At 49.1% G+C, this 24,932-nt stretch carries 25 protein-coding genes and 3 tRNA genes; 16 read left to right on the top strand and 12 right to left on the bottom strand.

The features are described from left to right. Positions 1-27 precede the first annotated feature (27 nt). On the top strand, positions 28-1,437 hold the full coding sequence (gene cysS, locus IMCC21906_RS11185; protein WP_047012231.1) for a cysteine--tRNA ligase: 1,410 nt from the start codon (positions 28-30) through the stop codon (positions 1,435-1,437). Positions 1,438-1,531: 94 nt separating this feature from the next. On the opposite strand, the gene IMCC21906_RS11180 is transcribed toward cysS, so the two are convergent. The 3 genes from IMCC21906_RS11180 to folD are packed head-to-tail and all read right to left on the bottom strand — an operon-like array spanning position 1,532 to position 3,410. Continuing rightward, complete coding sequence (locus IMCC21906_RS11180; protein ID WP_047012230.1) at positions 1,532-1,873, bottom strand: VanZ family protein; 342 nt, start codon at positions 1,871-1,873, stop codon at positions 1,532-1,534. Beyond that, positions 1,863-2,522 (bottom strand): lysophospholipid acyltransferase family protein, encoded by a 660-nt coding sequence (locus IMCC21906_RS11175; protein ID WP_052763504.1) that lies wholly within the window; start codon positions 2,520-2,522, stop codon positions 1,863-1,865. Before IMCC21906_RS11175 ends, IMCC21906_RS11180 begins: the two co-directional genes overlap by 11 nt. Positions 2,523-2,564: 42 nt before the next feature. Further along, on the bottom strand, positions 2,565-3,410 hold the full coding sequence (gene folD / locus IMCC21906_RS11170) for a bifunctional methylenetetrahydrofolate dehydrogenase/methenyltetrahydrofolate cyclohydrolase FolD (RefSeq protein WP_047012229.1): 846 nt from the start codon (positions 3,408-3,410) through the stop codon (positions 2,565-2,567). 167 nt (positions 3,411-3,577) lie between these two features. Here folD and IMCC21906_RS11165 point away from each other — a divergent pair. The 5 genes from IMCC21906_RS11165 (at position 3,578) to IMCC21906_RS11145 (ending at position 7,880) form a co-directional block, all read left to right on the top strand. Further along, a tRNA-Pro gene (locus tag IMCC21906_RS11165) sits at positions 3,578-3,654 on the top strand. 27 nt (positions 3,655-3,681) lie between these two features. After that, positions 3,682-3,758: transfer RNA gene (locus tag IMCC21906_RS11160), tRNA-Arg, on the top strand. A gap of 28 nt (positions 3,759-3,786) precedes the next feature. After that, positions 3,787-3,862: transfer RNA gene (locus IMCC21906_RS11155), tRNA-His, on the top strand. Positions 3,863-4,231: 369 nt separating this feature from the next. After that, positions 4,232-6,061: an OmpA family protein gene (locus IMCC21906_RS17195; RefSeq protein WP_052763503.1), complete on the top strand. Its 1,830-nt coding sequence runs from the start codon at positions 4,232-4,234 to the stop codon at positions 6,059-6,061. A gap of 97 nt (positions 6,062-6,158) precedes the next feature. Continuing rightward, on the top strand, positions 6,159-7,880 hold the full coding sequence (locus IMCC21906_RS11145) for a hypothetical protein (protein WP_047012228.1): 1,722 nt from the start codon (positions 6,159-6,161) through the stop codon (positions 7,878-7,880). A 187-nt stretch (positions 7,881-8,067) separates the two neighbouring features. Here IMCC21906_RS11145 and IMCC21906_RS11140 read toward each other — a convergent pair whose 3' ends face one another. The 5 genes from IMCC21906_RS11140 to IMCC21906_RS11120 form a co-directional block, all read right to left on the bottom strand. Further along, positions 8,068-8,829: a pyridoxine 5'-phosphate synthase gene (locus IMCC21906_RS11140; protein ID WP_047012227.1), complete on the bottom strand. Its 762-nt coding sequence runs from the start codon at positions 8,827-8,829 to the stop codon at positions 8,068-8,070. A 17-nt stretch (positions 8,830-8,846) separates the two neighbouring features. Further along, on the bottom strand, positions 8,847-9,422 hold the full coding sequence (locus IMCC21906_RS11135) for a peptidylprolyl isomerase (protein WP_082117454.1): 576 nt from the start codon (positions 9,420-9,422) through the stop codon (positions 8,847-8,849). Between the two features lie 2 nt (positions 9,423-9,424). Then, positions 9,425-10,090 (bottom strand): TIGR04211 family SH3 domain-containing protein, encoded by a 666-nt coding sequence (locus IMCC21906_RS11130; RefSeq protein ID WP_052763502.1) that lies wholly within the window; start codon positions 10,088-10,090, stop codon positions 9,425-9,427. Positions 10,091-10,175: 85 nt separating this feature from the next. After that, the gene (locus IMCC21906_RS11125; protein ID WP_047012226.1) at positions 10,176-10,475 is read right to left on the bottom strand and encodes a YciI family protein; all 300 of its coding nucleotides are present in this window, start codon (positions 10,473-10,475) and stop codon (positions 10,176-10,178) included. A gap of 19 nt (positions 10,476-10,494) precedes the next feature. Further along, on the bottom strand, positions 10,495-11,196 hold the full coding sequence (locus tag IMCC21906_RS11120; protein ID WP_047012225.1) for a VC0807 family protein: 702 nt from the start codon (positions 11,194-11,196) through the stop codon (positions 10,495-10,497). 103 nt (positions 11,197-11,299) lie between these two features. Here IMCC21906_RS11120 and IMCC21906_RS11115 point away from each other — a divergent pair, with 103 nt between their 5' ends. The 5 genes from IMCC21906_RS11115 (at position 11,300) to rluB (ending at position 15,361) form a co-directional block, all read left to right on the top strand. After that, positions 11,300-12,124, top strand: coding sequence for a PHP domain-containing protein (locus IMCC21906_RS11115; RefSeq protein WP_047012224.1), 825 nt, complete (start codon positions 11,300-11,302; stop codon positions 12,122-12,124). 36 nt (positions 12,125-12,160) lie between these two features. Further along, a complete protein-coding gene (locus IMCC21906_RS11110; RefSeq protein ID WP_047012223.1) occupies positions 12,161-12,784 on the top strand; it encodes an L-threonylcarbamoyladenylate synthase in 624 nt (207 codons plus the stop codon). Between the two features lie 68 nt (positions 12,785-12,852). Further along, complete coding sequence (locus tag IMCC21906_RS11105; protein ID WP_231580257.1) at positions 12,853-13,773, top strand: ScpA family protein; 921 nt, start codon at positions 12,853-12,855, stop codon at positions 13,771-13,773. 2 nt (positions 13,774-13,775) lie between these two features. Continuing rightward, a complete protein-coding gene (scpB, locus tag IMCC21906_RS17190; RefSeq protein ID WP_082117453.1) occupies positions 13,776-14,558 on the top strand; it encodes an SMC-Scp complex subunit ScpB in 783 nt (260 codons plus the stop codon). Further along, on the top strand, positions 14,555-15,361 hold the full coding sequence (gene rluB, locus IMCC21906_RS11095) for a 23S rRNA pseudouridine(2605) synthase RluB (RefSeq protein WP_047012221.1): 807 nt from the start codon (positions 14,555-14,557) through the stop codon (positions 15,359-15,361). Before scpB ends, rluB begins: the two co-directional genes overlap by 4 nt. An 81-nt stretch (positions 15,362-15,442) precedes the next feature. On the opposite strand, the gene rmf is transcribed toward rluB, so the two are convergent. Continuing rightward, the gene (gene rmf / locus IMCC21906_RS11090; protein ID WP_047012220.1) at positions 15,443-15,646 is read right to left on the bottom strand and encodes a ribosome modulation factor; all 204 of its coding nucleotides are present in this window, start codon (positions 15,644-15,646) and stop codon (positions 15,443-15,445) included. 444 nt (positions 15,647-16,090) lie between these two features. On the opposite strand from rmf, the gene rlmKL reads away from it, so the two are divergent. Further along, a complete protein-coding gene (gene rlmKL / locus IMCC21906_RS11085) occupies positions 16,091-18,259 on the top strand; it encodes a bifunctional 23S rRNA (guanine(2069)-N(7))-methyltransferase RlmK/23S rRNA (guanine(2445)-N(2))-methyltransferase RlmL (protein WP_047012219.1) in 2,169 nt (722 codons plus the stop codon). Between the two features lie 121 nt (positions 18,260-18,380). Here the strand turns inward: rlmKL and IMCC21906_RS11080 are convergent, their stop codons facing one another. The 3 genes from IMCC21906_RS11080 to IMCC21906_RS11070 all read right to left on the bottom strand — a co-directional run bounded on the left by IMCC21906_RS11080 (position 18,381) and on the right by IMCC21906_RS11070 (position 21,763). Then, positions 18,381-18,911, bottom strand: coding sequence for an acyloxyacyl hydrolase (locus tag IMCC21906_RS11080; RefSeq protein WP_052763501.1), 531 nt, complete (start codon positions 18,909-18,911; stop codon positions 18,381-18,383). 273 nt (positions 18,912-19,184) lie between these two features. Next, positions 19,185-19,391 (bottom strand): cold-shock protein, encoded by a 207-nt coding sequence (locus IMCC21906_RS11075; RefSeq protein WP_047012218.1) that lies wholly within the window; start codon positions 19,389-19,391, stop codon positions 19,185-19,187. Positions 19,392-19,591: 200 nt separating this feature from the next. Next, on the bottom strand, positions 19,592-21,763 hold the full coding sequence (locus IMCC21906_RS11070) for a YgiQ family radical SAM protein (RefSeq protein ID WP_047013361.1): 2,172 nt from the start codon (positions 21,761-21,763) through the stop codon (positions 19,592-19,594). Positions 21,764-21,928: 165 nt separating this feature from the next. On the opposite strand from IMCC21906_RS11070, the gene IMCC21906_RS11065 reads away from it, so the two are divergent. The 4 genes from IMCC21906_RS11065 (at position 21,929) to phoB (ending at position 24,931) form a co-directional block, all read left to right on the top strand. Beyond that, a complete protein-coding gene (locus IMCC21906_RS11065) occupies positions 21,929-22,390 on the top strand; it encodes an NfeD family protein (protein ID WP_047012217.1) in 462 nt (153 codons plus the stop codon). 25 nt (positions 22,391-22,415) lie between these two features. Further along, positions 22,416-23,264 (top strand): SPFH domain-containing protein, encoded by an 849-nt coding sequence (locus tag IMCC21906_RS11060; protein WP_047012216.1) that lies wholly within the window; start codon positions 22,416-22,418, stop codon positions 23,262-23,264. A 14-nt stretch (positions 23,265-23,278) separates the two neighbouring features. Beyond that, positions 23,279-24,133 (top strand): formyltetrahydrofolate deformylase, encoded by an 855-nt coding sequence (gene purU, locus IMCC21906_RS11055; RefSeq protein WP_047012215.1) that lies wholly within the window; start codon positions 23,279-23,281, stop codon positions 24,131-24,133. 90 nt (positions 24,134-24,223) lie between these two features. Next, entirely contained in the window at positions 24,224-24,931 is a 708-nt protein-coding gene (gene phoB, locus IMCC21906_RS11050; protein WP_047012214.1) for a phosphate regulon transcriptional regulator PhoB, read from the top strand. Position 24,932 lies beyond the last annotated feature (1 nt).

Below are 24,932 nucleotides of genomic sequence, written 5' to 3'. Positions count from 1 at the left end.
CTGATACCAGCATAATTAAAGAGTGATATGAGCATACAAATTTACAACACCCTTAGTCGCAGCAAGCAGCCATTAACCCCGATTGTTGAAGGCAAAATTGGCATGTATGTCTGCGGCATGACGGTTTATGACTACTGTCACTTGGGGCATGCCCGGGTGTTGTTGGCTTTTGATGTGATTACCCGCTTTCTTCGTGCCAAGGGCTACGAGGTTAGCTACGTTCGTAATATCACCGATATCGACGATAAAATTTTGCGTCGGGCTGAAGAAAACGGCGAGGCTTTCGAAGATTTAACGGCTCGTTTTATTGAGGCAATGAATGAAGATGCCGATCGGCTCGGCATTCAAGCCCCCAATAGCGAACCCCGTGCCACTGCGCATATTGGCGATATCCTGGCAATGATTCAGCGATTGATGGATAGCGGTTTTGCTTATCAGGCCAGTAATGGTGATGTCTATTATCGGGTAAGTCGTTTTGAAAAATACGGTGCCTTGTCGGGTAAAAAAACAGACGAATTATTAGCCGGTGCGCGAATTGCTGTCGATGAGGCAAAGGAAGATCCCCGAGATTTTGCCTTATGGAAGGCTGCTGCGGCTGAGGAAGTACATTGGGATTCACCCTGGGGAAAGGGGCGCCCGGGCTGGCATATTGAGTGCTCGGCGATGTCTACCTGCTGTTTGGGTGAGAGCTTTGATATTCACGGCGGCGGGCCGGATTTGGTGTTTCCTCATCACGAGAACGAAATAGCGCAGTCTGAAGCCGCCACTGGTAAGTCTTACGCCAACACCTGGATGCATGCGGGTGCGGTGCGGGTGGATAATGAAAAAATGTCCAAATCGCTGGGCAATTTCTTCACTATCCGAGAAATTCTCGACAAATATCACCCCGAAGTCGTGCGTTATTTTTTGGTGGGCAGCCACTATCGCAGTGCGATTAATTATTCTGAAGATAATTTGCGGATTGCCCAGCAAAACCTTGAGCGTTTCTACCACGCTCTAAAAGGCTTGGACGTTGCCGCTAGTGACTATCCCAGCCTCGATGCTGACAATGAGTTTGTGTCGCGATTCGATAAGGCGATGGCAGATGATTTTAATGTGCCTGAGGCGTTGGCTGTTATGTATGAGCTGGTGCGGAAGATGAATACGCTACGCGGCACTGGCGATCAGGCTGCATTGAATGAGCATGCGGTGATACTTAAATCCTTGGGTGGCGTTTTGGGGGTTTTGCAAATGCCTGCAACGCAGTTTTTGCAGGCAGGCAGCGACGACGCCATTAGCGGGGACGCTGTAGAAGGTTTGATCGCCGAGCGCGCCCAAGCGAAAAAAGACAAAGATTTTGCCCGGGCGGATGAAATTCGCCAATCTTTGCTAGACCAGGGCGTGGTGCTGGAAGACAGTCGTCAGGGCACCACTTGGCGTCGAGAATCTGCAGACTAGCTTACGCGACGTAGATAAGCTTGTTCTCTATCGTTCGCTCAGTTTGTCTGACGAGCTTGGCTTGTCTGCACAGATGGTTGTGGTAAGAGAAGGATTAGGCTTTCTTCCAAAAGCGTAGTGCTGACAGAAAGCCAATTGCGAAAAGCACGCCTGAGCTGTTGGCAAGCATGTCGGCAATAGAGGGGACTCTACCGGGTGAGAAGCCCTGTATGAATTCTAGCAGGGCGCTAAAACCAATAACTATGATGCCGCGAGTCAGCAGTTGAGAATAGTTATTGCCACCACTCAATAGCATTAACAGAAAATACGCACCACAATGTTGGAGCTTATCCCAAACGTTAAATTGCAGATCACTGCCGCCCGGTAATAAGGAGAGCAGAGTGATCAGCATTGCGTAAACGAGGAGCGCGATATTGCGCCAACTGTTAATTAGCATTGTGCGCAGGCCTGTAGTCGTCTGGAAGTAGGGCCAATAAGCGTCGTTGGGCATCCTGATTAATCACTTCAAATTCGGTATCTTCTGGGTAGTCTTCCCAGTGAAAGCGTTCGACGTGAATTTTCAGGTCGCTAAAGGGGCGGGGGAGTTTGCTTTTGTCCCAAGTGTTTTCAATTCGCCAGCCTTTATATTCGCCGCGCATTAAATATAGGGGGACCTTGGCTTTGCGGGCCAGGGTTAAGGCACCAGCTTTCATTTCGTGGCGAGGGCCTCTGGACCCGTCAACAGTGAAAGCAACGGTTCGACCTTTACGTGCGGCGCGCAGCAATTGAAAAAAGGCATCTTGGCCGCCACGGCTGGGTGAACCCAGGGCAACTTCAAAGCCGATTTTTTCCAGTGATCGGGCAATGCCGTAGCCAAAATGGTTTTGGGAGGCGATGGTGGTAAAGTCGCGATGGCGGTAGTGGCTACAAAGAGGGATCAGCTCATCGTGAAACAGTGCAATGATGCAAGGGGTTTCCATCTTTGGGTCGTTGCTGCTGCGCAGGGTTTTACACACTCCGAACAGCATATCCATAATAATAACTAAGATACCTCGGGCGATTTTTTGCCCTGGGCCTATGACTTTTGGCTTTTTAACGCGCCCCATCGTTGTTTGCTTCCTTTAATTGGGTTTTAGCCTAATGCTTTTTTATCCAAGGGCTTTTTCGCCAGAAGCAACGCTTTGAAAGATGAGGGTGTTAATGGTCATGGGGCCTACGCCGCCAGGAACCGGGGTGTAGGCCGCCACTCGGTTTACAAGTGGTGCTAGCTCTATATCGCCAACGCCGCCGGGGTGGTAACCCGCGTCGACAACGACGGCGCCATCTTTTATCCACTCAGCTTTAATAAACTCTGGCTTGCCGACAGCGCCCACCACGATGTCTGCTTGCTGAATCAGCTCGATCAGGTTTTGGGTGCGAGAATGACAGATAGTAACGGTAGCGTTGGCTTCTAGCATCATCATTGCCATGGGTTTACCTAGAATGGGGCTTCTGCCCACCACTACCGCATGCTTACCTTCGAGTGGAATATTGTAGTGCTCAAGAATGCGCATAATGCCTTTCGGAGTGGCGCAGCCGTAGGCATCTTCACCCATGGCCATGCGGCCAAAACCGAGGCAAGTCACGCCATCGACATCTTTGCTTAAGGCAATGGCGTCGAAGCAGGCGCGCTCATCAATCTGGCTGGGCACTGGGTGCTGTAATAAAATTCCATGAACGTCGGGGTTGTTGTTTAACTCATCAATTTTATTAAGCAGTTCTTCTGTGCTTGTGGTGTCGGGCATTTCCACGGCCAAGGAGTCCATGCCGATACGCTTACAGGCATTGCCTTTCATTTTTACATAGGTGGCAGAGGCGGGGTCCGCGCCGACTAAAATGGTAGCCAGGATGGGCGTTTTTCCACCGGAGCGTTCTTTCATTACGGCGACGCGTTTTGCTAATTGTTCTTCCCAGCTTGCCGCTAGTGCTTTACCGTCCAGTCGCTGTGCTGCCATTCCTGTCTGCCCTATAAAAGATGATTGAAATGAAGGCGTTATTGTCGCATGGTGAAAAAACTCAGGCCACAAACTCCTGTAATAATTTTTGTCAAAATCGTTGACGATCCAGGACTCCCTGAGTATCATGCGCAGCTCCTGTAACGGGGCAACTGATATACGAAAAACGGGGTATAGCGCAGTCTGGTAGCGCGCCTGCTTTGGGAGCAGGATGTCGGGAGTTCGAATCTCTCTACCCCGACCATTTTCGTAGGTCAAAAGCGGTTTTTTTGCGCCCGTAGCTCAGCTGGATAGAGCAACGGCCTTCTAAGCCGTCGGTCACAGGTTCGAATCCTGTCGGGCGCGCCATTTATAGGAATAGTTAGACCCCTCAGTGGTGGCCGTAGCTCAGTCGGTAGAGTCCAGGATTGTGATTCCTGTTGTCGCGGGTTCAAGCCCCGTCGGCCACCCCATTTCTCCCGCTTTCCTTTCGTAAAAAATTTGATACCGTAAGTTTCGCTTTTGCACAGGTTGGCTATTTGCTGTGCTGCAGATTTTTTTCGTGCGCGCTACTGTGCCAAACAAGTTTTGTTCCTCCCGTTAAAATCGTCAAAATCACACTATTGCACGATAGAACTGAGATGCTCTTCACTAAATTCATGTTGTGTGCTTTGGTAACATGCCTATAAAAGCTACTCTATTACGCATAATGGTTCTGTGGTGGATAAATTGCTTAAGGCGTTTCGGTTTCCATGCTTTAATTTCACCCTTTACCACAACTGTTAAGTAGTACATTGAACAGTGATGTTCAGGTGAGTTCCACCAAACGATGGAGAGTTCCCATGGCGTTGTTTTCTCGGCTGGTTTCCAGTCTTTTCTTGTCCTTGGTTTTGGCGCAAAGCGCCACGGCGGACCCTATCTCAGATTTATTAGAGGCGCTGGGTATTCAGTCTTTACTTCGGGATGCTCCGATAGTGGGGACTATTGGTGCCTCTGTGCTTGATCCTAATGGGACGGGTGATAACGACTTTTTGGGTGCCGATGCACTTAATCCAGAAAATGATTTAGGCCTAACGCTGCTTTCTGGAGAGCTTTTAGGCTTCGGTAATAAAACCGGATCGGACACCGCTCTTCCTTTAGATTTTCTAGGCCTGGGTGATTTGCTAGGGGCTTTAGGGCTTACCTATGAAGCCGGTTTTGCCGGCCAACTTCGGGGCTTGCTTGCTCAAGATGGAATGATTACTTCCGCTTTGGTGGGCACCTTGGGTGATGTTTCTTCCTTACTCAGTACCGACCTTTTGGGTTTGGAGGGCTTTGCTTTGCCTAATGGCGGGGTCGGCTTACCCGGTTTAAATGACCAGCCGCTGGGTTTGGCTATTTTGGGAGCGGCTAACTCGGGTAATGCTTCTTCCGACGGCCTGTTGGGTTTATCACTGCTGACGCCGGGTTCTTCAGGTAACGGCGGTTTAATTGGCGTGTCTGTTTTGTCGGGTGATAACTCTGGTAATGGTAGTGCGATTGGATTGGCGATTTTAAGCGGCAGCAATAGTGGCAATGGCGACAACATTGGTGCCAGTGTATTAGGCGGCGACAACGCAGGTAATGGTGGCGATCTAGGGGTTGGCGTTCTTAACGGTAATAACAGTGGCAATGGCGGCACAATTGGTGGCGTGGCTGTTTTAAACGGTGACAACAGCGGCAATGGTGATCTCGTTGGTGTCGGTGTATTGAATGGCGCTAACAGTGGTAACGGCGATTCGATTGCTGCTGGGGTACTTAACGGTGACAACAGTGGTAATGGTTCTGTTGCTGCAGCTGTGCTTAATGGCAACAATTCTGGCAACTCTGAAACAATTTCTCTTGCTGGCTTGAATGGCAGCAGCTCAGGCAATTCTGATTTTGCCACGGTTGCGGCAATTAACGGTGATAATTCGGGTAACTCTGGCACTCTTTCGGTGGCCGCCATAAATGGTGCCGATTCAGGTAATAGTGATTTTGCTTCAGTGGGCGCACTGAATGGTAGCAACTCCGGTGCCGGTGGCGTGATTACGGTTGCGGCATTAAACGAAGCTAATGGTAATGGCGGTGATGATGCGGCGAATTCTTGCGCGACTACCGGTGGTGTTGGCTGTGATGATCACGAGCCTTTGGCGACGATGGAAACGTGTAAAGACGGCGATGGCGATGGTATCTGCGACGAAGACGACGAATGCAAAGATACCCCGGCAGGTGCGCCAGTATTTTTAACGGGCTGTCATCTCACTGAGGATGCGCCACTGGTATTGCGCGGTGTTAATTTTGAATTTGATAAAGCGGATCTGACGCCAGAATCTATTCCCATTCTTGAGCATGCGGTAAAAGTATTGAATGCCCAGCCTTCGGCCTTGGTTGCTGTGGATGGACACACCGATGCTAAAGGCAGCTTTGAATACAATGACAAACTCTCGTACCGCAGGGCGGGCACGGTCTACGATTACCTGATTGCTGCGGGTATTAAAAGTGAGCGACTGGTGTTTCGTGGCTTTGGTGAAAATGTGCCTGTAGCGCCTAATGAGAATAGCGATGGTAGTGACAACCCGGAAGGGCGTGCCGAAAACCGTCGGGTTGAGCTTAATATTTTGAAAGCTGATGATTTTATGGATGTTAAGGAAGTTAACGAGGCTGGCCGATAGCTTAAAGGCTTGTGTCCCATTGTTATGAGAGTGAGGGTCAGTAAGAGCTGGCCCCGATCCCCGTCTCTGTGGAATCTATTTATTAAAGGACTATTTTATGGCTATTGATTTACCTCCAGCGATACCGCCTCAGCTAACGCAGTTAAATAGAATTGAACAGTATGTTGCTGGTTCTTCGCCTTATGTTGGGATTGTGAACGGCTACGAAGTTCGTGTAAGCGGTGATCATCATTTAAATGATGAGGAGTTGGCGAAGATTTTTGCTGCTGCCAAAACACCCTCCCAAGCCATTATTCTGATGAATGCGATGACTATTCGTAAAGGTCATTTGTTGGTATCGATGCAATATGCCCCCGATGTGAATGTAGTGCATGTTCATGCGATTCAAGGCAGCGTTACCAATGTGCAAGGGGAAGGTATTGCCGAATATTTTACCGGCCTGGAGGGTGATGACGATCTTACCCGCGCAGATTATGAACGCGCGCGGGTAATGGCGAATGTACGAAGTGAGCGCGCGGGTGTTAATTACTCTGCGCGTTTTGACGTTGATCCAGAAAACCCTGCGAATGTGGCGTTGATATTTGATCCTGAGCCAGTTGAAGACCACGATGCCACTGATGTGATTTTAAAGCTGGGCAATGAGGGCAGCCGTTTTGTGGGGCGCTATTTTGGCGATGCCGCACTCAGTCACAACTTTAAAAATGGCACTAATGCTGCGGTTGCTTACCAAACAGCGTTTACCGATTTGGGTGAGTCTAGAGGCGGTGAAGATTACCACCGGGTTCAACTTAGCATGGATCGTCCGTTTGCCTCGGGCTTGTACGGCATTTCTGCCAGCCATGTGGAGTATTCTCAGGATCTAGGATCGTTTGCGCTTGCTACTGGGGGCAGTGGTGGCGGGCTAACTAATGTTCCTGTGCTGGGAGAACTTGACGAGGTGCTGGGTGGTTTGTTGTCCAGTCTTCTTGGTGGAGGCGGCGGTGGCGCAGCTATTCAACAGGTTGATCTTGAGGCAGATATTAACGCCATTGTTTTATCAGGTGAGCAAGTTCTCGCGGGGGACTTAGATTACCGATTTAATCTCTTTCAGAGCATTGAATATATCGACTCGCAAATTGAAGTGGATACGCTTGATCCGATTCAAGATGAAAAATACGGCGTAGTTGAAGTGGGCGTAAAATACTTTGGCGCTAAGGCGCTCAATGAGAGTCTTTTGCGCTGGTCTGGTCAGTTTTCTGTTAAAGCCGGTGTAACTGGCGATAGTGGTACGTTAGGGACCTACGATGAGTTTGTCGCCAACAGTACGACAACCCCGGTGCCGGAAGTGGCGCCTGCAGCTCGCACGGCAGAATTTATTTTGCTTAAACCGAAGCTGGCAATGAAGCTGCCATTAACAGCGTCTAGTTCTATCAATGCCAACTTTTCGGCGCAATTTGCTGACGAACAAGTGCCACAGCAACAGCAATGGGTATTGGGTGGTATGAGCTCTATTAGCGCTTATTTACCTGGTGTACTTGTGGGTGACAGTGGTTATCACGGCTTAGTCAATTATGAGTACAGTTTTCCGTTGAACTTTGCAAAAATCACAACCTCAGCCTTTGCTGAATACGGTGCTGCTTGGTACGAGAATGTATCGGGTGACCTGGGCGATGAGCGCAGCATTGCTGATGCTGGTGTGCGGATGCGAGCAGAGTTCGACTACGACTTTACCTTGGATGCTGTCGCCGCCCGCAAGATTGCTGACGACGGCTTTAATGATAGTGATGACCTGGATCGTCTTGAAGCAGATTTCTATATTACGTTGAAGAAAGTCTTTTAAGGTTTGTTGTTAGGGCTGGTTTATTTAACCAATAGACATTCAAGCCATTTTTAGAAATATTGTGTCAAAAACGCTGTGGAGATAACTCTCTACAGCGTTTTTTTTTGAGCTTGAGAAAAGGGGGTTGAAAAAGAAGTATTCGGGAAAACGGGGGGCAGAGAGAAAAGGGTGAAAAAGGGGTGAATGCTTATTTGAGGCAGTCCAGGTAAGCGTTTATGGCCTTGTTCAAGCCTAATTCGATTGCATCAACGGTAAAGGCATGGCCAATAGACACTTCTAACAATGATGTCATAGTGCGTTTAAACAAGTGAAGGTTATGCAGGTTAAGGTCGTGACCCGCGTTTAATCCCAAATTGATCTCGGCAGCACAGTCGCTGGCTGTTTTAAATTGTTCCAGTACGTGGTCCTGGTCTCCCTTTCCGAAAGCTTCGGCATAGGGGCCAGTGTAAAGCTCAATTCGGTCGGCACCGATGTCTTTGGCTAAACAAATTTGCTCTGGATCGGGGTCCATAAACAAGCTGACCCGAACCCGCATGGCTCTCAGTTCTTCAATGATGGGCAGTAATCGATCGCCGTCCTTACGTAAATCAAAGCCGTGATCTGAGGTCAGTTGTTGATTGCTGTCGGGCACCAGCGTGCATTGGGCGGGCCGAGTTTGACGAATAATCTCCATAAAGCCTGGATAATCACTCACGCTTTGACGATTACTTTTCATCGGCGCAGCAAAAGGATTGCCCTCAATATTGAATTCTGTATCACCTAGCATGGCCGCTAACTCATAACAGTCGTCGGCACGAATATGACGCTGGTCTGGCCTGGGATGTACGGTGATGCCGTGGACGCCAGCAGCAATACATTTTGCGGCGTGCAGCGGCACGCTGGGGTATTCCGTATCCCTGGAGTTGCGGATTAATGCGATTTTATTGAGATTAATGCTGAGCGCAGTCACCGATGAAATTCCTTAAGCTATTTAGCGGGGGTAACGGTAACTGAATTAATAAAAATAGGCTCAATGGGCAAGTCGTCGAAACCGCCATAAGAGTGGGTCTTGGTATTGGCAATTTTTCTGGCGATATGCTGCCCGTCTGTTACTTCACCAAATACCGCGTAACCATCCTTGCCAGCCCGGGCATCTAAATCCAGGTTCATGCGCATGTTGATAAAGAATTGGCTGCGGGCGCTATTGGGATCGTCGGTGCGGGCCATGGCCACGGTCCAGCGGTTGTTGCGAATGCCCGACTCTTTGGCTTCGTTAACAATGGATTCGCCGTTGGGTTTTTCTTGAAGGTCTTTGTCAAAGCCGCCACCTTGAATGGCAAAGCGTTTGATGACGCGATGAAAAATAGTGCCTTCATAAAAACCGCTGTTGGCGTATTTTAAAAAGTTAGCGACGGTAATGGGAGATTTTTTGTCATAGAGCTTAATAGTGATGTCGCCTTCGCTGGTATGTAGCACCACAACACTGTTCTCTGCGGCTTGCGCCCACGCCGAGATCGAAAAACAGATAAGAAACGCTGAAATTAGACGGGGGATCATTTTCATAGTTATACCCATTCTGAACGCTTTTTAGGCATCATTCGCGGAATAATAAGGGTGATCATAACGCCAATCAGTACAGCGAAGGCACCATTGAGAAAAAACTCGTTTTCTTCATTTTCTCGTAGTCTGGCGTTATCTGTTTTTAAAACGTCTACCTCACTGCTTAATGCCTGATTGGATTTTAAAAGTTGGCGGTTGTCTTCATCCAGTTTGATGGCATTGGCAGAAACGCGTTTTAATTCTTCAAGCTCTTCTGATAAAGCGCTGTTTTCATTGGCGACAGTTTCCAGTTCGGATTTAACCTCAGAGCTTTGTTCGCCGGTGTTTTGCAGCTTGGCTTTTAGCGCCTGATTCGCGGCATTCAGTTCTTCTACTTTGGCGTTGGCGCGTTCTAGCAAGGTGCGTGCAACAGGTGTGCGGACAAGGTAGTGGGAGGGGAGCCAGCCTTCTATGCCGCCACCGGTGCGAACATGGGAGTAGCCGCTGTCACTATTGGACCCCAATAACTCTACGCTTTCGCCACTGGGCAGCCCTCGGTGGACTATGCGGTGTTTTGAGCTGTCGCCGGAGCGTAGGGGAACGTACACTTTGTCGCTAATATAACGAGTCTCAGCAATGGCGTAAGTGGCTGATATCATTAGCAGCAGGCAGGCGAGCAGTTGTTTTTTCACTGGAATATCCACGTTAATTTGTATGGCTAAGTTGTTAAAACATAAAGAATAAAGCAGTTGTGATAACAGTTCAATTTTGCGGTAATCAGGGCAGAACCCGTTTATAGGGTTTTACTTTCACTTGTTGGTAAACCCCGGCGGCAATATAGGGGTCGGCGTCGGCCCATTTTTGGGCGTCTTCCAGGCTGGCAAACTCGGCGACCACTAAGCTGCCGGTAAAGCCTGCTTCACCCGGATCTTCGCTGTCAATTGCAGGGTGGGGGCCAGCCAAGACCAAGCGGCCATCAGCTGCCAGGTCTTTTAATCTCGCGATATGAGCATCTCGCGCGGCCAAGCGTTTTTCCAAGCTGTTTTTGACGTCTTCGCTAATAATGGCGTAAAGCATAATCGCTCCTGAGTAAGTGCTATTTGACGCGGAAAACTTCGTCCATTTCTAGCCCGGTCAGTTTTTTGATTCGATTAACGAGGTAAAGCAGCGCGCCCATCATAAACAGGGTGCAGGGCAGGGCGATGACAGGAAAACTCAGCCCCGTCATTTTGCCAAGCTCGGCGCTATAGGCCTCGGTGCCGGGCGGGCTAATCAGTATATATTTTGCCAGCCCGTAATTGAGTGCTGAAGACAGAAAGAACGACATCGCAACAAGGTAGGTCGATTTGACAAGAGCTTGGTCAAATTCTGATTGGGTCTGGCGCAGGGCCAGGGCCGTATTTACCCGTTCTAAATCGATAAACTCTTCGTTAAGCATCAATTTGCGTATTAACGGGAAGCGGGTGTATTGAGAGACCAATACCGCAATACCAATTAACCCGGGTATAGCGGCTTCTTTAATGGCGATGTATTTAGCGTCTAGCTCTAGCAGGCTGATGCCGCCTGTAAGCAAAATACTAACAAAGCCAAGAATAGAAAATAGGTTGGCTTTGCCCATTTTGGCAAAGTCATAAATACCGAAGGCAATTGGGAATGCCAGTGCAATCACGATACTATAGTGGGGGCCTAAATATTGTGCACTGCTGAGCTTTGTCAGTATTAGTGTTGGAATGACAATATTGAACAACAGATTGGTGACAACGCTGTGGCGTTGTTCCTTGGGTGCCTGTTCCGGCATGTTTGTCCCTTAATAGTTTATCGAGATGCAGTGGGGCGTTGCTTGAATGTGGCCCACTATACCCATTTTGAATTTTTATCACTAGCCTCAGGAGGGCTTGGCGATGGTCGTTGATTTACATACCCATACCACCGCCTCCGATGGTGGCTTGTCGCCGGTAGATTTAATTGCGCGGGCGAAGGCTCGGGGCGTTGAATTACTCTCCATCACGGATCACGACACGGTGGGTGCCTACGCGGATTTACCCGTTGAGGCCACGGACGGCATTGCCATTGTGCCGGGGATCGAGCTGTCTTGTACCTGGTCTGGGGTAAATATCCATGTGCTGGGTTTAGGCATTGACCTCTCCCAGGCAAATTTGATTAAAGAATTAGAAACCCAGCGTCTTCGTCGCGGACAGCGGGCCGAAGTGATTGCGCAAAAGCTGGAAAAGTTGGGGATTAAAGGCGTGTTTGAGGGCGCTAGCCGCTTGGCTAAAGGGCGGGCTATTGGACGTCCTGACTTTGCTAAATACATGGTCGAGGCAGGGTATGTGAGCTCGATGAATGCGGCTTTCGATAAATACCTTGGCTCCGGGAAGGTGGGTGATGTCAAAGCGGTCTGGCCGGAAATGAGCGAGGTCGTTGCCTGGATTACTGAGGCGGGTGGTGTTGCGGTGGTGGCTCACCCCACCCAATACAAAATGACGAATGCCAAGCTGCGACGCATGCTGGACGCATTTAAAGCGGCTGGTGGTCAAGGCCTGGAAATCAGCAATGGCAAGCCACCTTTGGTGGAGTTGCGGTATTTGCGCCAGCTGTGCAAAGAATATGGTTTTGAAGCCTCTATGGGCAGCGATTTTCACAACCCCACCACATGGTTAGATGTGGGCTGTAATATGAGCAATTTAGGTGACTGTCAGCCTGTATGGCAGCGCTGGTCAAATTGACATGTTGCTACGTAATCTGTTTATTGAGGAACGATTTTGAGTCAATTCTTCCAAATTCACCCAGAAAACCCTCAGCCGCGCTTAATTAAGCAAGCTGCTGATATTATTCGAAATGGTGGTGTGGTGGCGTATCCGACGGATTCAGCCTATGCCCTTGGTTGTCATTTGGGCGACAAGCGGGCACTGGAGCGTATTCGCAGTATTCGTAAACTGGACGACAAGCACAACTTTACGCTGATGTGCAGCGATCTTTCTGAGTTGGGGAGCTATGCTCGGGTGGATAATTCGGCTTTTCGAATTCTGAAAACCTGTCTGCCTGGACCGTTTACCTTTATTCTTAAAGCCACCCCAGAAGTGCCTAAACGATTGCATCACCCCAAGCGTAAAAGCGTGGGTTTGCGGGTGCCCAATAATCAAATTTGCCTGGATTTACTGGCAGAGCTGGGTGAGCCATTAATGAGTGTGACGCTGATTTTGCCCGGTGACGAGTTGCCAATGACTGATCCCTACGATATCCGCGATACCATAGGTCACCAGTTGGACCTGGTGATTGATGGCGGTTATTGCGGCTTAGAAGCTACAACGGTAGTGGATTTGGTGGATGAGGTCCCCGTTGTTACCCGTCAGGGTTTGGGTGACTTCAGTGAATTTGCAGAATGACTGTAACCACTGGCACGGATAGCCGTATAATTGCCGCTTTGTGACACCCAGCGGGAATCAAGATAAACGTGCAAGACGAAGAACACAGTCAACAAGACCAGCTAGCAGAGGAACCGATGCTATCGGTGGCGGCACCGCTGCAGCCTGTGGCTGTGCCTGAGGCGGGTATCGAAATTGTCCGGCTGCAAGCGCTTCGTCAGCAGCCTAGCCAGAGCGAAATGCCTTTTGCGGTGGTGCAGGGCAAGCCAGTTACTGAAATCCCCAAAGATTTGTATATTCCCCCCGAGGCTTTGGAAGTCTTTTTGGAGGCTTTTGAAGGGCCGTTGGACCTGCTGCTGTATTTAATCAAGCGGCAGAACCTCGATATTCTTGAAATTGACGTGTCTGCGATTACTGAGCAGTACATGCAATACGTGAATATGATGAGCGCGATGCAGTTTGAATTGGCATCAGAATACTTGTTGATGGCCGCCATGTTGGCGGAAATTAAATCTCGTATGCTGCTGCCCCGGTCCTCAGATGACTTGGACGAAGAAGAAGATCCGCGGGCGCTACTGATTCGACGCCTGCAAGAGTACGAGCGCTTTAAACAGGCAGCCGAGAATATAGACCAATTACCCCGGGTGGGCCGGGAAATTCATCTTGCCGAAGTGGCGCCGCCAGAAATGGAAAAGGCACGTACTGAGCCAGATGTCGATTTAAAAGAATTGTTGTATGCCCTGAGTGAGGTGCTTAATCGTGCCGATCTTTACATTCACCATCAGGTCGAACGAGAAAAATTGTCTACCCGGGAGCGAATGTCGGAAGTGTTAGCGCGATTGCGCAGCGACAGCTTTACCCCATTTGTTATGTTATTTCGAGCTGAAGAGGGACGTTTGGGTGTGGTGGTGACCTTTCTCGCTGTCATGGAGCTGATTAAAGAATCTCTTATTGAGATCGTTCAGTCCGAACCTTTTGCCCCGATTCATGTAAAGGCCAAGGCAACATAAACATGGAAGCAGATTTACTAAAACGCGTGATAGAAGGGGCCTTAATGGCTGCGGGTAAACCGCTGACCATTGCCCAGTTGGCAGCTCTATTTGACGAAGAGACGCGTCCCGCTGCCACGGAAATTCGTGACGCACTGACTGAGATAGAGCAAGCCTGTGAAGGCCGTGGTTATAATTTGAGTTTGGTGGCCAGTGGTTACCGTTTTCAGGTGGCCAAAGACTTGGCGCCTTGGGTGGGCAGGCTTTGGGACGAGCGTCCGCAGCGCTATTCACGAGCGATGCTAGAAACCTTGGCCTTGATTGCCTATCGCCAGCCCATTACTCGCGGTGATATTGAAGATATTCGCGGCGTGGCTGTCAGCTCCCATATCATTAAAACGATGTTGGAGCGGGAGTGGGTAAGAGTCGTCGGCCATAAAGATGTACCCGGCAGACCGGCAATGTACGCGACCACCCGACAGTTTCTCGATTATTTTGATCTTCGCAATCTGGACGAGTTACCCAGCTTGGCCGAGTTGGCAGATTTAGACTCCCTTAATGGCGAGCTTGAACTGGGCGGCGGTGGAGATCAGCTGAAGACAGAAGGCGTGTCTATTGTTGAAGACAGTGCCGATGTAGATGATGACAATTATCAAGCCGAAGCCGAAGCCGAAGCCGAAGCCGAAGCCGAAGCCGAAGCCGAAGCCGAAGCCGAAGCCGAACTAGATACAGATACAGATACAGATACAGATACAGATACAGATACAGAAATTACTTCTTTCCCCGTCGATCAGGAGCGTTCATGAGTCTCGCGGATGAAAAACTTCAAAAAGTTCTTGCGCGGGCCGGGCTAGGATCACGAAGAGAAATGGAGCGTGTTATCTCCGATGGCCGGGTTAGCGTCAACGGTAAAACCGCCACCTTAGGCGATAGAGTGACCAGCGAAGCCAAGATTAAGGTAGATGGCAAACCGGTGAAAGCTGCAGCTGCTAAATCGGCTATGCCCAGAGTGTTGTTATACAACAAGCCAGAAGGCGAGATTTGTAGCCGCAAAGACCCGGAAGGTCGCCGCTCAGTGTTTGATCGTCTACCCGCGCTGCAAGGTGAGCGCTGGGTCTGTGTGGGCCGTTTAGATTTTAATACTACAGGCTTGCTGTTGTTTACGACCGACGGTGAGTTGGCAAATAAGCTTATGCATCCTTCTACCGTGATTGAGCGTGAGTATCTCTGTCGGGTGATGGGGAATGCCACAGAAGAAAATCTTCAGAGCTTGGTCGATGGTGTGCAGCTGGACGATGGTGTGGCAAAGTTCACCGACGTTGTCGATGGCGGTGGTGAGGGCATCAATCACTGGTATTACGTGGTGATTATGGAAGGTCGTAACCGTGAGGTACGCAGGCTTTGGGAGTCTCAGGGCTTGCAGGTGAATCGCCTCAAACGGGTGCGTTACGGTTCGGTGTTTATTCCGTCCAAGGTCAAGGTTGGTCAGTGGACTGAGCTAAATACCCAGGAAATTAGCGATATTTATGGCATGGCCAATATGGAGATGCCTGTTTTGGAAACGCCTGTGGCGACTAAAACACGTCGTCACGACAGTAGAAAGCGCTAATGCATTTGCCGTAAAAGATAGCCAAAAAACAAGCAAAAAAAAGACCCCATTTAGGGGTCTTTCTCCTAGTGTACGATGGGGCTAGTGAAACGCTTGTTTTTGCAATGCAGCAGCAGTACTGAGTCCATCCCAATGATCGTTGCGACCTTCGCGCCAGCCAGTTATCCACTCTTGTTTGAGTTGATCCTGATTGTGGGGGCAACATTCTTTGGTTCTGCCAGATATGCCTGCGGTGTAACCACGTTGGTAAGCGCGCTCGGTCATATCGCGTTTCTGTCTTTTCATAGGGCAAATGCCTCCGGTATTTTTTTCAACGTGTTGCTTTCGAAAAGCTCGTACCATTGTTTTCTGGAGTTACTGTTTAAGCAATTGCTTCTTGTACCATGGCTCCTTGTATTACTGCTCCTTGGGCCTTATCAGTTTCGCCAGCAGGGGTTGCCAGAGAAACGAATCCTTATGTAATCAAATTTTAACAATGGTCGTCGAGGACCAAATTCTTATAAAACGCCGCCCCTTTAGATGGCTTTTATATATAGCGTTAAGGTTCTGTAAGTAAAAGAATTTTTCTTTAGTGTATAGGTATTTTTTACGGACCCTGTTTAAAGGTCATTTTCAAATAATTGCTTATGATACAAAACAGTCTTTTTGAACGCGCGGCAACGCGCTCAGTTTGTAACTTAGTGATCGATTTGTAGCATCGCGGCGCATTGCCCAAGGTATTGAGAATTCATGAAAGAAGTATTTACGTTTCAAGCGACATGCCCAAAAGGCCTGGAAGGCTTGTTACAAGAAGAAGCCCGTCAGCTGGGGATGCAGTTTGAAAAAGAAACTGTGGGTGCAGTGATATTGCAGGGCAGTTTGGAAAATGCGTATCGGTTTTGTCTGTGGTCTCGCTTAGCCAATCGACTGTTGCTGGTGTTGTCGCGTTTCACGGCTCCTGATGATAATACCTTGTATGAAGGCGTAAAAGCGGTGAACTGGACTGAGCACCTGGCAGCAGGCGCAAGCCTACTGGTGGATTTCAGTGGCCGCAGCGGCGCGATACGCAATAGTCATTTTGGTGCTCTGCGCTGTAAGGACGCTGTCGTTGACCGTTTTCTGGAAGCGGGCCTGGATCGCCCTTCTATTGTTAAACAATCCCCGGACCTGAAGTTAAATATCCGGCTGAGAAAAGGTGAAGTTACTGTCGCTATCGATCTCAGTGGCGATAGCTTACATCGACGGGGTTACCGTCTTGACGGTGGCATGGCACCGCTAAAGGAGAATCTTGCCGCCGCGTTATTGCTTCGCGCCGATTGGCCGGGTATTGCCAGTCGTGGCGGTGCGCTATTAGACCCTATGTGCGGCTCCGGTACCTTCTTGATTGAGGGGGCGATGATGGCAATGGGGATAGCGCCAGGTCTAGACCGAAAATACTGGGGGTTTGAAGGGTGGTTAAAGCACGATGCCTCCCAGTGGCTCGCGCTTATAGAGCAAGCATGCGTAGAACGAGACCTGGCGTTAACACGGCAGTTTCCACCGATTTTGGGTTTTGATGCCAACGGCAAAACGGCGGCGATTGCTCGGCAGAATATTGCCAGGGCGGGTTTGAATTCATATGCCACGGTTGTTCGGCAGGAGTTGGCAAGCTTAAGCCTGCCGAATACCGATGCCCCTGAGGGACTGCTTATTTGTAATCCGCCCTATGGCGAACGCTTGGGTGATGAGGCGGAGTTAAGCCACCTTTATCGCAGCTTGGGCAGCGCTATGAAGCGAGATTTTGTCGGTTGGCGGGGCGCCGTTTTTACCGGCAACCCAGAGTTGGGCAAGCGCATGGGTATTAAAAGTGGCCGTCAGTATCAATTTTTAAATGGTGAAATTGCCTCCAAGCTATTGTTGTTTGATATTCAATCGGATTCCTTTGTTGATCAACATTCAGCGCCGGGTGAGATAAGCCGAGCAAGACCGGCATTGAGCCCCGGTGGTCAAATGTTTGCCAATCGGCTGCGAAAAAATATTAAGCGCATGGCGAAGTGGAAACGCAAAAATGAGGTGCATTGCTACCGGGTTTATGACGCCGATATGCCGGAATACGCAGTGGCTATTGATGACTACCAGGGCAATATTCATATCTCTGAATACGCAGCACCGGCGTCAATACCGGAAGAAGATACCCAGCGCCGGTTGCGGGATGTGGTACAGGCTTGCGCCGAAGTATTTGACTGTGATGAACGACAAATCGCGATTAAAGAACGGCGGCGGCAAAAGGGCACAAAACAATATCAACGCCGTGAACAAGAGAATCAGTATCTAGAGGTAAAAGAAGGCGCGGCGACGGTATTGATCAATTTAAAGGACTTTTTAGATACCGGGTTATTTTTGGACCATCGGCCTGTGCGTTTGGAAATTGCCAAAATGGCAAAGGGAAAGCGCTTCTTAAACTTATTTTGCTATACCGCCGTGGCCAGTGTTCAAGCCGGTGTCGGGGGCGCAAAACACACAACCTCTGTAGATATGTCCCACACGTATTTACAGTGGGCCAAAAATAATTTGGCCTTGAATGGTTTGAGTGATGCCAGGCATCGCACAGAGCAGGGCGATTGTGTGCAGTGGTTGGCCAACTGCAAAGAACAGTACGATCTGATTTTGCTGGACCCGCCAACATTCTCTAATTCAAAACGAATGGAAGGGGTGTTAGATACCCAACGTGATCACGCGGATTTAATTGCGGCGAGTATGGCGCGTCTGGATAAAGAAGGCGTATTGATATTTTCCACCAATAAACGCGACTTCGTTTTAGATGCTGACTTGAACGAACAATTTGATATTGAAGACCGTTGTCGCTGGTCTTTAGATGAAGACTTTAAAGGGCGCAGCAAAGCGATTCACTTTTGCTGGTTTATACGCCATAAAGCGTAATGAATGTATTTAGGGCCTGTTAACTAGCTGGTAATAACCCAGGCCCTATTCATTTAGCTTGATTGCTTGGATCTTGGTCGCTATCAATCTTAGTAGCTATAGATCTTAGTAGCTATAGATCTTAGTAGCTATAGCCCAGTCTTAAGCCGTAAGTATCTAAGCCTTTATTGTCGTCGTCATTTAAAATGCTGCCATTAGAAATATGGTCAAAGAAGAAGCTTAGCGACATACCATTGTTAAAGTTATAGCCAAAACTGCTTTCGAAATGAAACAGTACCCGCGAGCCCATTTCTCTTCGTTCTTTGGATTTCTTTTCTAAGTCACCATCATGTATTGCAAAGCCGCCGCCTACTTCAAAGAAAAATGGTGACTCGCCGAAGGGAATCTGGGTATTTAAGCCGGTGTAAACGTAGCTGGTGCCGTCGGCAAGGTTAATAACTGCACCGCCATGCGCGAAGGCGCCACCCCATGAATATGCTTTCATTAAGTAATGATACGCAATATTGATATCAGGGCCGTCTTCAGTCTCGCTGGCAATGGGTCCTTTATTATGCGCTAGTAGCCCTAGTCGCCATTCATGTTTGTTGTACTCTGCCGAGTGGGCCAAGCTACACAGTAACGAGAGGAGTGTGACGAGCAATAGCCGATTCATATAAAGGGTCTATGAAATAAAGATAGGCGTTATGATAATGCAATTTTCTTATCAGTCTCGAAAAAGTTTTGCCTATTTGTCTGGAAGTGTTGTGCCATTGCGATTTGCAGCGGAGGCAAATTTATAGGGAGAAGAAAAAGAAGGACAGTTGGCGCAGATAAATAAAAAGGCAGTAGACGAGCTAGAAGGGTGAGCGCGTTTGCTTTGACGTAATGAAAAATATGGGAGTCGACAAATCGCGTGACTCCCAGAGTTGGACGGGGTGCTTACAGGTTACAGAACGGTGACGTCGGCGGCTTGTGGGCCTTTTTGTCCTGTTTGTACTTCAAATTCTACAGCTTGGCCTTCTGCCAGTGTTTTAAAACCACTGCCGCTGATGGCGCTGAAATGAACAAACACGTCTGGACCAGAATCCTGCTCAATAAAACCGAATCCTTTTGTCTCGTTGAACCACTTAACTTTGCCAGTGCTTTTAGCCATGTTGATAACCTCGTTATGGTTTATACCTTGAATTGCATGAGCAGAGATAGGCAGGGTACTTATGAAACAGAACGAGGTACTTAAAACGACTTCGTGGTGCTTTTACATAAAACCAAGCTGCATCTATTTGCCAGCGGCTTAATTATATACACACTCGCCAGCGGCATATAAAGCCTTTTCCTCGCTAAAATATGAACTTTTTATTGCGTTTTGCGAGGTGGTAGACCTGTGTGCTGGGTTAACAGACGACGACCATTGCCGGGTTTGTTTTTGGGTGCGCCCTTTTTGGGTGTCCAGTTGACCGGTTGTTTTGGTGGCACTAAATGCTTTTTGCCATAGCCGATAAGGTCTCTACGACCCATTTTTAATAGGGATTCCCGTAGTGATGGCCAGCCTTCAGGGTCGTGGTAGCGCAGGTAGGCTTTATGTAGACGCCGTTGTTTTAGCCCTTTGGCGCTAAAGACGTCTTCGCTATTGCGGGTGACTTTACGGAGTGGGTTTTTCCCCGAGTAATACATCGCAGTGGCGTTGGCCATTGGCGAGGGATAAAAAGCCTGTACTTGATCGGCTCTAAAGCCATTTTGCTTTAGCCATAAGGCCAGGTTCATCATGTCTTCATCGCGAGTGCCGGGATGGGCAGCGATAAAATAGGGGATCAGGTATTGCTCTTTGCCAGCCTGCTTGGAGAATTTTTCGAACATGGCTTTAAAGCGGTCATAGCTGCCCATGCCGGGTTTCATCATTTTAGATAGCGGGCTATTTTCTGAGTGCTCGGGGGCAATTTTTAAATAGCCTCCCACATGGTGAGTCACCAGCTCTTTGACATATTCAGGGGTTTCTACCGCTAAGTCGTATCGCAGTCCTGAGGCTATCAAAACTTTTTTAACGCCGTCCAGCTCTCTGACTTTTCGGTATAAACCGATTAAGGGGCTTTGGTCGGTGTCGAGGTTCTTACAGATGCCGGGATATACACAGGATAAGCGTCGACAGTTTTCCTCAATCTCTTTGCTCTTGCAGGTCAGTCGCCACATATTGGCGGTGGGGCCACCCAGGTCTGAGATCACACCAGTAAACGCCGGGGTTTGATCGCGGATTTTTTCTACTTCTTTAACGATGGACTCTTCTGAGCGGCTTTGGATAATACGGCCTTCATGCTCGGTAATTGAGCAAAAGCTACAGCCGCCAAAACAGCCGCGCATGATGTTCACCGAGAAGCGAATCATATCGTAGGCGGGGATTTTGGCCTGGCCATAACGAGGATGGGGCTTACGCTGGTAGGGCAGTTCAAACACCCAGTCCAATTCGTCAGTGGTAAGCGGGATCGGTGGTGGATTTAGCCAGACCTCTTGATCGCCGTGACGTTGGATAAGTGCTCGGGCATTGCCGGGGTTGGTTTCCAAATGCAGCACCCGGGCCGCATGGGCGTAGCTCACCGGGTCAGATTTAACTGTCTCGTAGTCGGGCAGGCGAATGACGGTGGTTTCTGGTGGGCTGTTATGTTTGCGAGCATTTCGCGGGTCAAGAATGCGAACTGTTTGGACGTCTGTTTCTGCGGCGGCCTCTTGCTGGGATTTGTCACATTCTGGCGTAGCGGTGGTATCGACATAGGGACTGGTTATCGGTTCTACCGGTCCAGGCGTATCCACGGTGCTGGAGTTGATCACTGTCCAGCCTGCTGGTGGGGCTTTGCGAACAAAAGCCGTGCCCCGTAAATCTTGAATATCAGCAACTTGCTCGCCCCGTGACAGGCGGTGAGCAACATCGACAATAGCTCGTTCGGCATTGCCGTATAAAAGAATGTCCGCGCGGGCGTCTAATAAAATAGAACGGCGGACTTTGTCGCTCCAGTAATCGTAGTGAGCAATGCGTCTGAGACTGGCTTCAATGGAGCCAATCACAATGGGTACATCTTTATAGGCTTCGCGGCAGCGTTGGGAGTAAACAATTACAGCCCGGTCTGGCCGTTGGCCACCTTGGTTGTCCGGTGAGTAAGCATCGTCGTGCCTGAGTCGGCGATCTGCGGTGTAGCGATTGATCATCGAATCCATGTTGCCAGCGGCAACGCCAAAAAACAGATTCGGTTTACCGAGGATTTTAAACGGGTCAGCGGACTGCCAGTCCGGTTGGGCGATAATGCCAACTCGAAAGCCCTGGGCCTCCAGTACGCGACCAATCACCGCCATGCCAAAGCTGGGGTGGTCAACATAGGCGTCGCCAGTCACAACAATAACATCGCAGCTATCCCAGCCCAATGCGTCCATTTCTTCTCTACTGGTGGGAAGAAATTTTGCCTCACCGAAGCATTCTGCCCAATAGCGACGATAGCTATAAAGCGGGGTGGGGGACGAATTAGCAGACGGGTTGGTAGACATGGCGACCTGATGGAGAGTGCGAAATGGCAATTGCGTATTGTACAGCATCCCCCGTCCTACTGCAGAGTCCTCGTGGGTATTTATTGGTTCTGCGTATTTGCCGTGGGTGCACTCCGTGGCGGCATAAGCTATTCTTTTGCGGCAGATGTACTGCGGGAGTGTTAGATGGCTTGGTTAAACGCGCATATCGCGTATTGGCACTGGATGGTACTAGGGCTGCTTTTGGTCTCTAGCGAAATCTTTGTGCCCAGTTTTGTGATGTTGTGGTTTGGCGCCAGTGCGGTTGCTGTTGGTTTGGTTATCGCGGTGGTGCCGTTGGATTTTGTTTGGCAGTTGCTACTCTGGGGGCTGTTATCAGCGTTGGATCTGTTTATTTGGTTTAAATATGTGCATCCCAAAATGAAGAATAAAAGCCTCGCTGGTATGGCCCGAGAGCAGGTGGTGGGTCAACAGGGTATGGTGATTAATAAAGGTAGCAAGTTTGGTCATGGCATTATGCGGTTTTCTGTGCCGATGTTGGGCAGCGAAGAATGGGCCTTTATTTGCAATGACCCCATTGAGGTAGGTGATAAGCTACTAGTAGAGGACTTGTCGGGTAATAAGCTGATTGTTAAACACGCTGAGTAAGTTCATTCATTTAGAGACTTAAGATATGGAAGGTCTGGCAATAACGGGTGCCTTGGTGGTGATGATTATTGTCACCGTGGCAATGGGGGTTTGCACCGTTCCTCAAGGCAGTAAACACATTGTGCAGCGTTTGGGTAAGTATCACAGCACATTAACACCGGGCCTGAATTTTATTATTCCTTATATCGATAAGGTCGCTTACAAAATAACTACCAAAGACATTGTGTTGGATATTCCCTCTCAGGAAGTTATTACCGAAGACAATGCCGTCATCATTGCTAATGCGGTGGCGTATATCAATATTGTGTCCCCAGAGAAGGCGGTATACGGGGTTGAAGATTATATTATTGCTATTCAGAATTTGGTGCAGACCACCTTGCGTTCGATTGTGGGTGAAATGTCGTTGGATTCCGCCTTATCCTCCCGAGATCAGATAAAAGCTAAACTTAAAGCGGCGATTTCGGACGATATTTCCGACTGGGGGATTACCCTTAAAACAGTGGAAATTCAGGACATCAGCCCCTCTGATACCATGCAGCGAGCTATGGAAGAACAAGCCGCCGCTGAGCGCCAGCGTCGGGCGGCAGTCACCAAGGCCGAGGGCGAAAAACAAGCTGCCATTTTAGAAGCCGAAGGTCGGCTCGAGGCCTCCCGTCGCGATGCCCAAGCACAAGTTGTGTTAGCTAAAGCCAGCGGTGCGGCCATTGAGGTCGTGTCACAGGCGGTAAAAGGTGAAGAGCTTCCCGCGCTCTATTTGCTGGGTGAAAAATATGCCGATGCGCTTATTGAGTTAGCTAGCTCAAACAATACCAAAACCTTAGTGTTGCCCGCAGATTTGCCGCAAGCGCTGCGAGGCATGTTGAATAAGACCTAGGATCAAAATTTGTTATGGAACACACCTTAAGACTGGTCATCAGTTGCCCTGACCGGGTCGGTATTGTCGCCCGGGTTAGCCAGTATGTGGCGGACCAGGGTGGCTGGCTAACCGAAGCCAATTACCATGCGGATGCTGAAAGTAATTGGTTTTTTATGCGCAACGAGATTCGTGCCGCGTCGTTAACCTCTGGCGTGGAGGCATTTTGCGACGGCTTTAAAAAAATTGCTGATTCTTATGATATGCAATGGCAATTGGTAGATTCTAAGGTGAGGCGCCGAGTGGTGATTTTGGCCAGTCATGCCTCCCATTGTATTGCCGATATTTTACATCGCTGGCATAGCGGTGAGTTAGAGTGCGATATTCCCTGTGTCATCAGCAATCATGAAAATTTGCGCAGCATGGTGGAGTGGCATGGTATTCCTTTTAAGTACGTGCCCATTAGCCCAGAAACTAAGGCTGAAGCCCATCGGCAGATTATGCAGCTGACCTTGGACGCCAAGGCCGATTGTGTGGTGCTCGCCCGATATATGCAGATTATCCCACCGGAGTTTTGTGCGGCTTTCCCCGGTAACATGATTAATATCCATCATAGTTTTCTTCCTTCATTTATTGGTGCCAATCCCTATCAAAAGGCATTTGATCGGGGGGTGAAGCTTATTGGCGCGACCAGCCATTATGTGACAGAAACCCTCGATGAAGGTCCCATCATTGAGCAAGATGTCATTCGTGTGAATCACCGCCATAGCAAAGATGATATGGTGCGATTGGGTAAAGATGTCGAAAAAGCGGTGCTGGCCAGAGCGTTGCGAAACCATTTAGAGAGCCGTGTTGTGGTTCATGGAAATAAAACCGTCGTTTTTGATTGAGAAGCCCTGTAAATACAAGGCGCCGTAACAAAAATGTCATCATTAATCGTTTTAATGCAGTCATCGAAATCGTCAGCAAGGGTTTAACTGATGAGTGAGAAAACAATATTAATCGTCGACGACGAAGCCGCTATCCGAGAAATGATTCGAGTCGGGTTGGAATTGGCGGGTTATGACTGCTTAGAAGCCGGTAATGCCCAAGATGCCCACGGGATCATTGTTGATCAGCGTCCTGATCTGGTACTGCTGGATTGGATGATGCCGGTAACCAGTGGTTTGGAATTGTTACGACGTCTGCGCCGAGAAGAGTTAACCAAAAACTTATTGGTGATTATGCTCACGGCTAAAGACGATGAAGATAATCGCGTTCAAGGTTTGGACGTGGGTGCAGATGACTACATCACCAAGCCTTTTTCGTCCCGAGAATTGATGGCTCGTATCAAAGCTGTGCTACGCCGCAGTGGTGGCCAAAACGATGAAGAGAGCATTGAAATCAAAGGCTTGAAACTCGATCCGGCCAGTCATCGCGTATTTGCCAATCAGTCGCCCCTCGACATGGGACCTACTGAATTTAAGCTGCTTAAGTTTTTTATGACCCACCAAGAACGGGCCTACAGCCGTGGTCAACTTTTGGACCAGGTGTGGGGTACCAATGTTTATGTGGAGGAGCGCACGGTTGACGTCCATATTCGTCGTCTACGCAAAGCGTTGTTCACCGATACCCGTGATTTTGGTCAGCTAATACAGACGGTGCGGGGTACAGGCTATCGATTTTCTGCAACGGGTATAAGCGCATAAC

Source organism: Spongiibacter sp. IMCC21906, from assembly GCF_001010805.1.
Classification (GTDB): Bacteria; Pseudomonadota; Gammaproteobacteria; order Pseudomonadales; family Spongiibacteraceae; genus Spongiibacter.
This window is presented reverse-complemented; position numbering and strand designations above follow the sequence as displayed.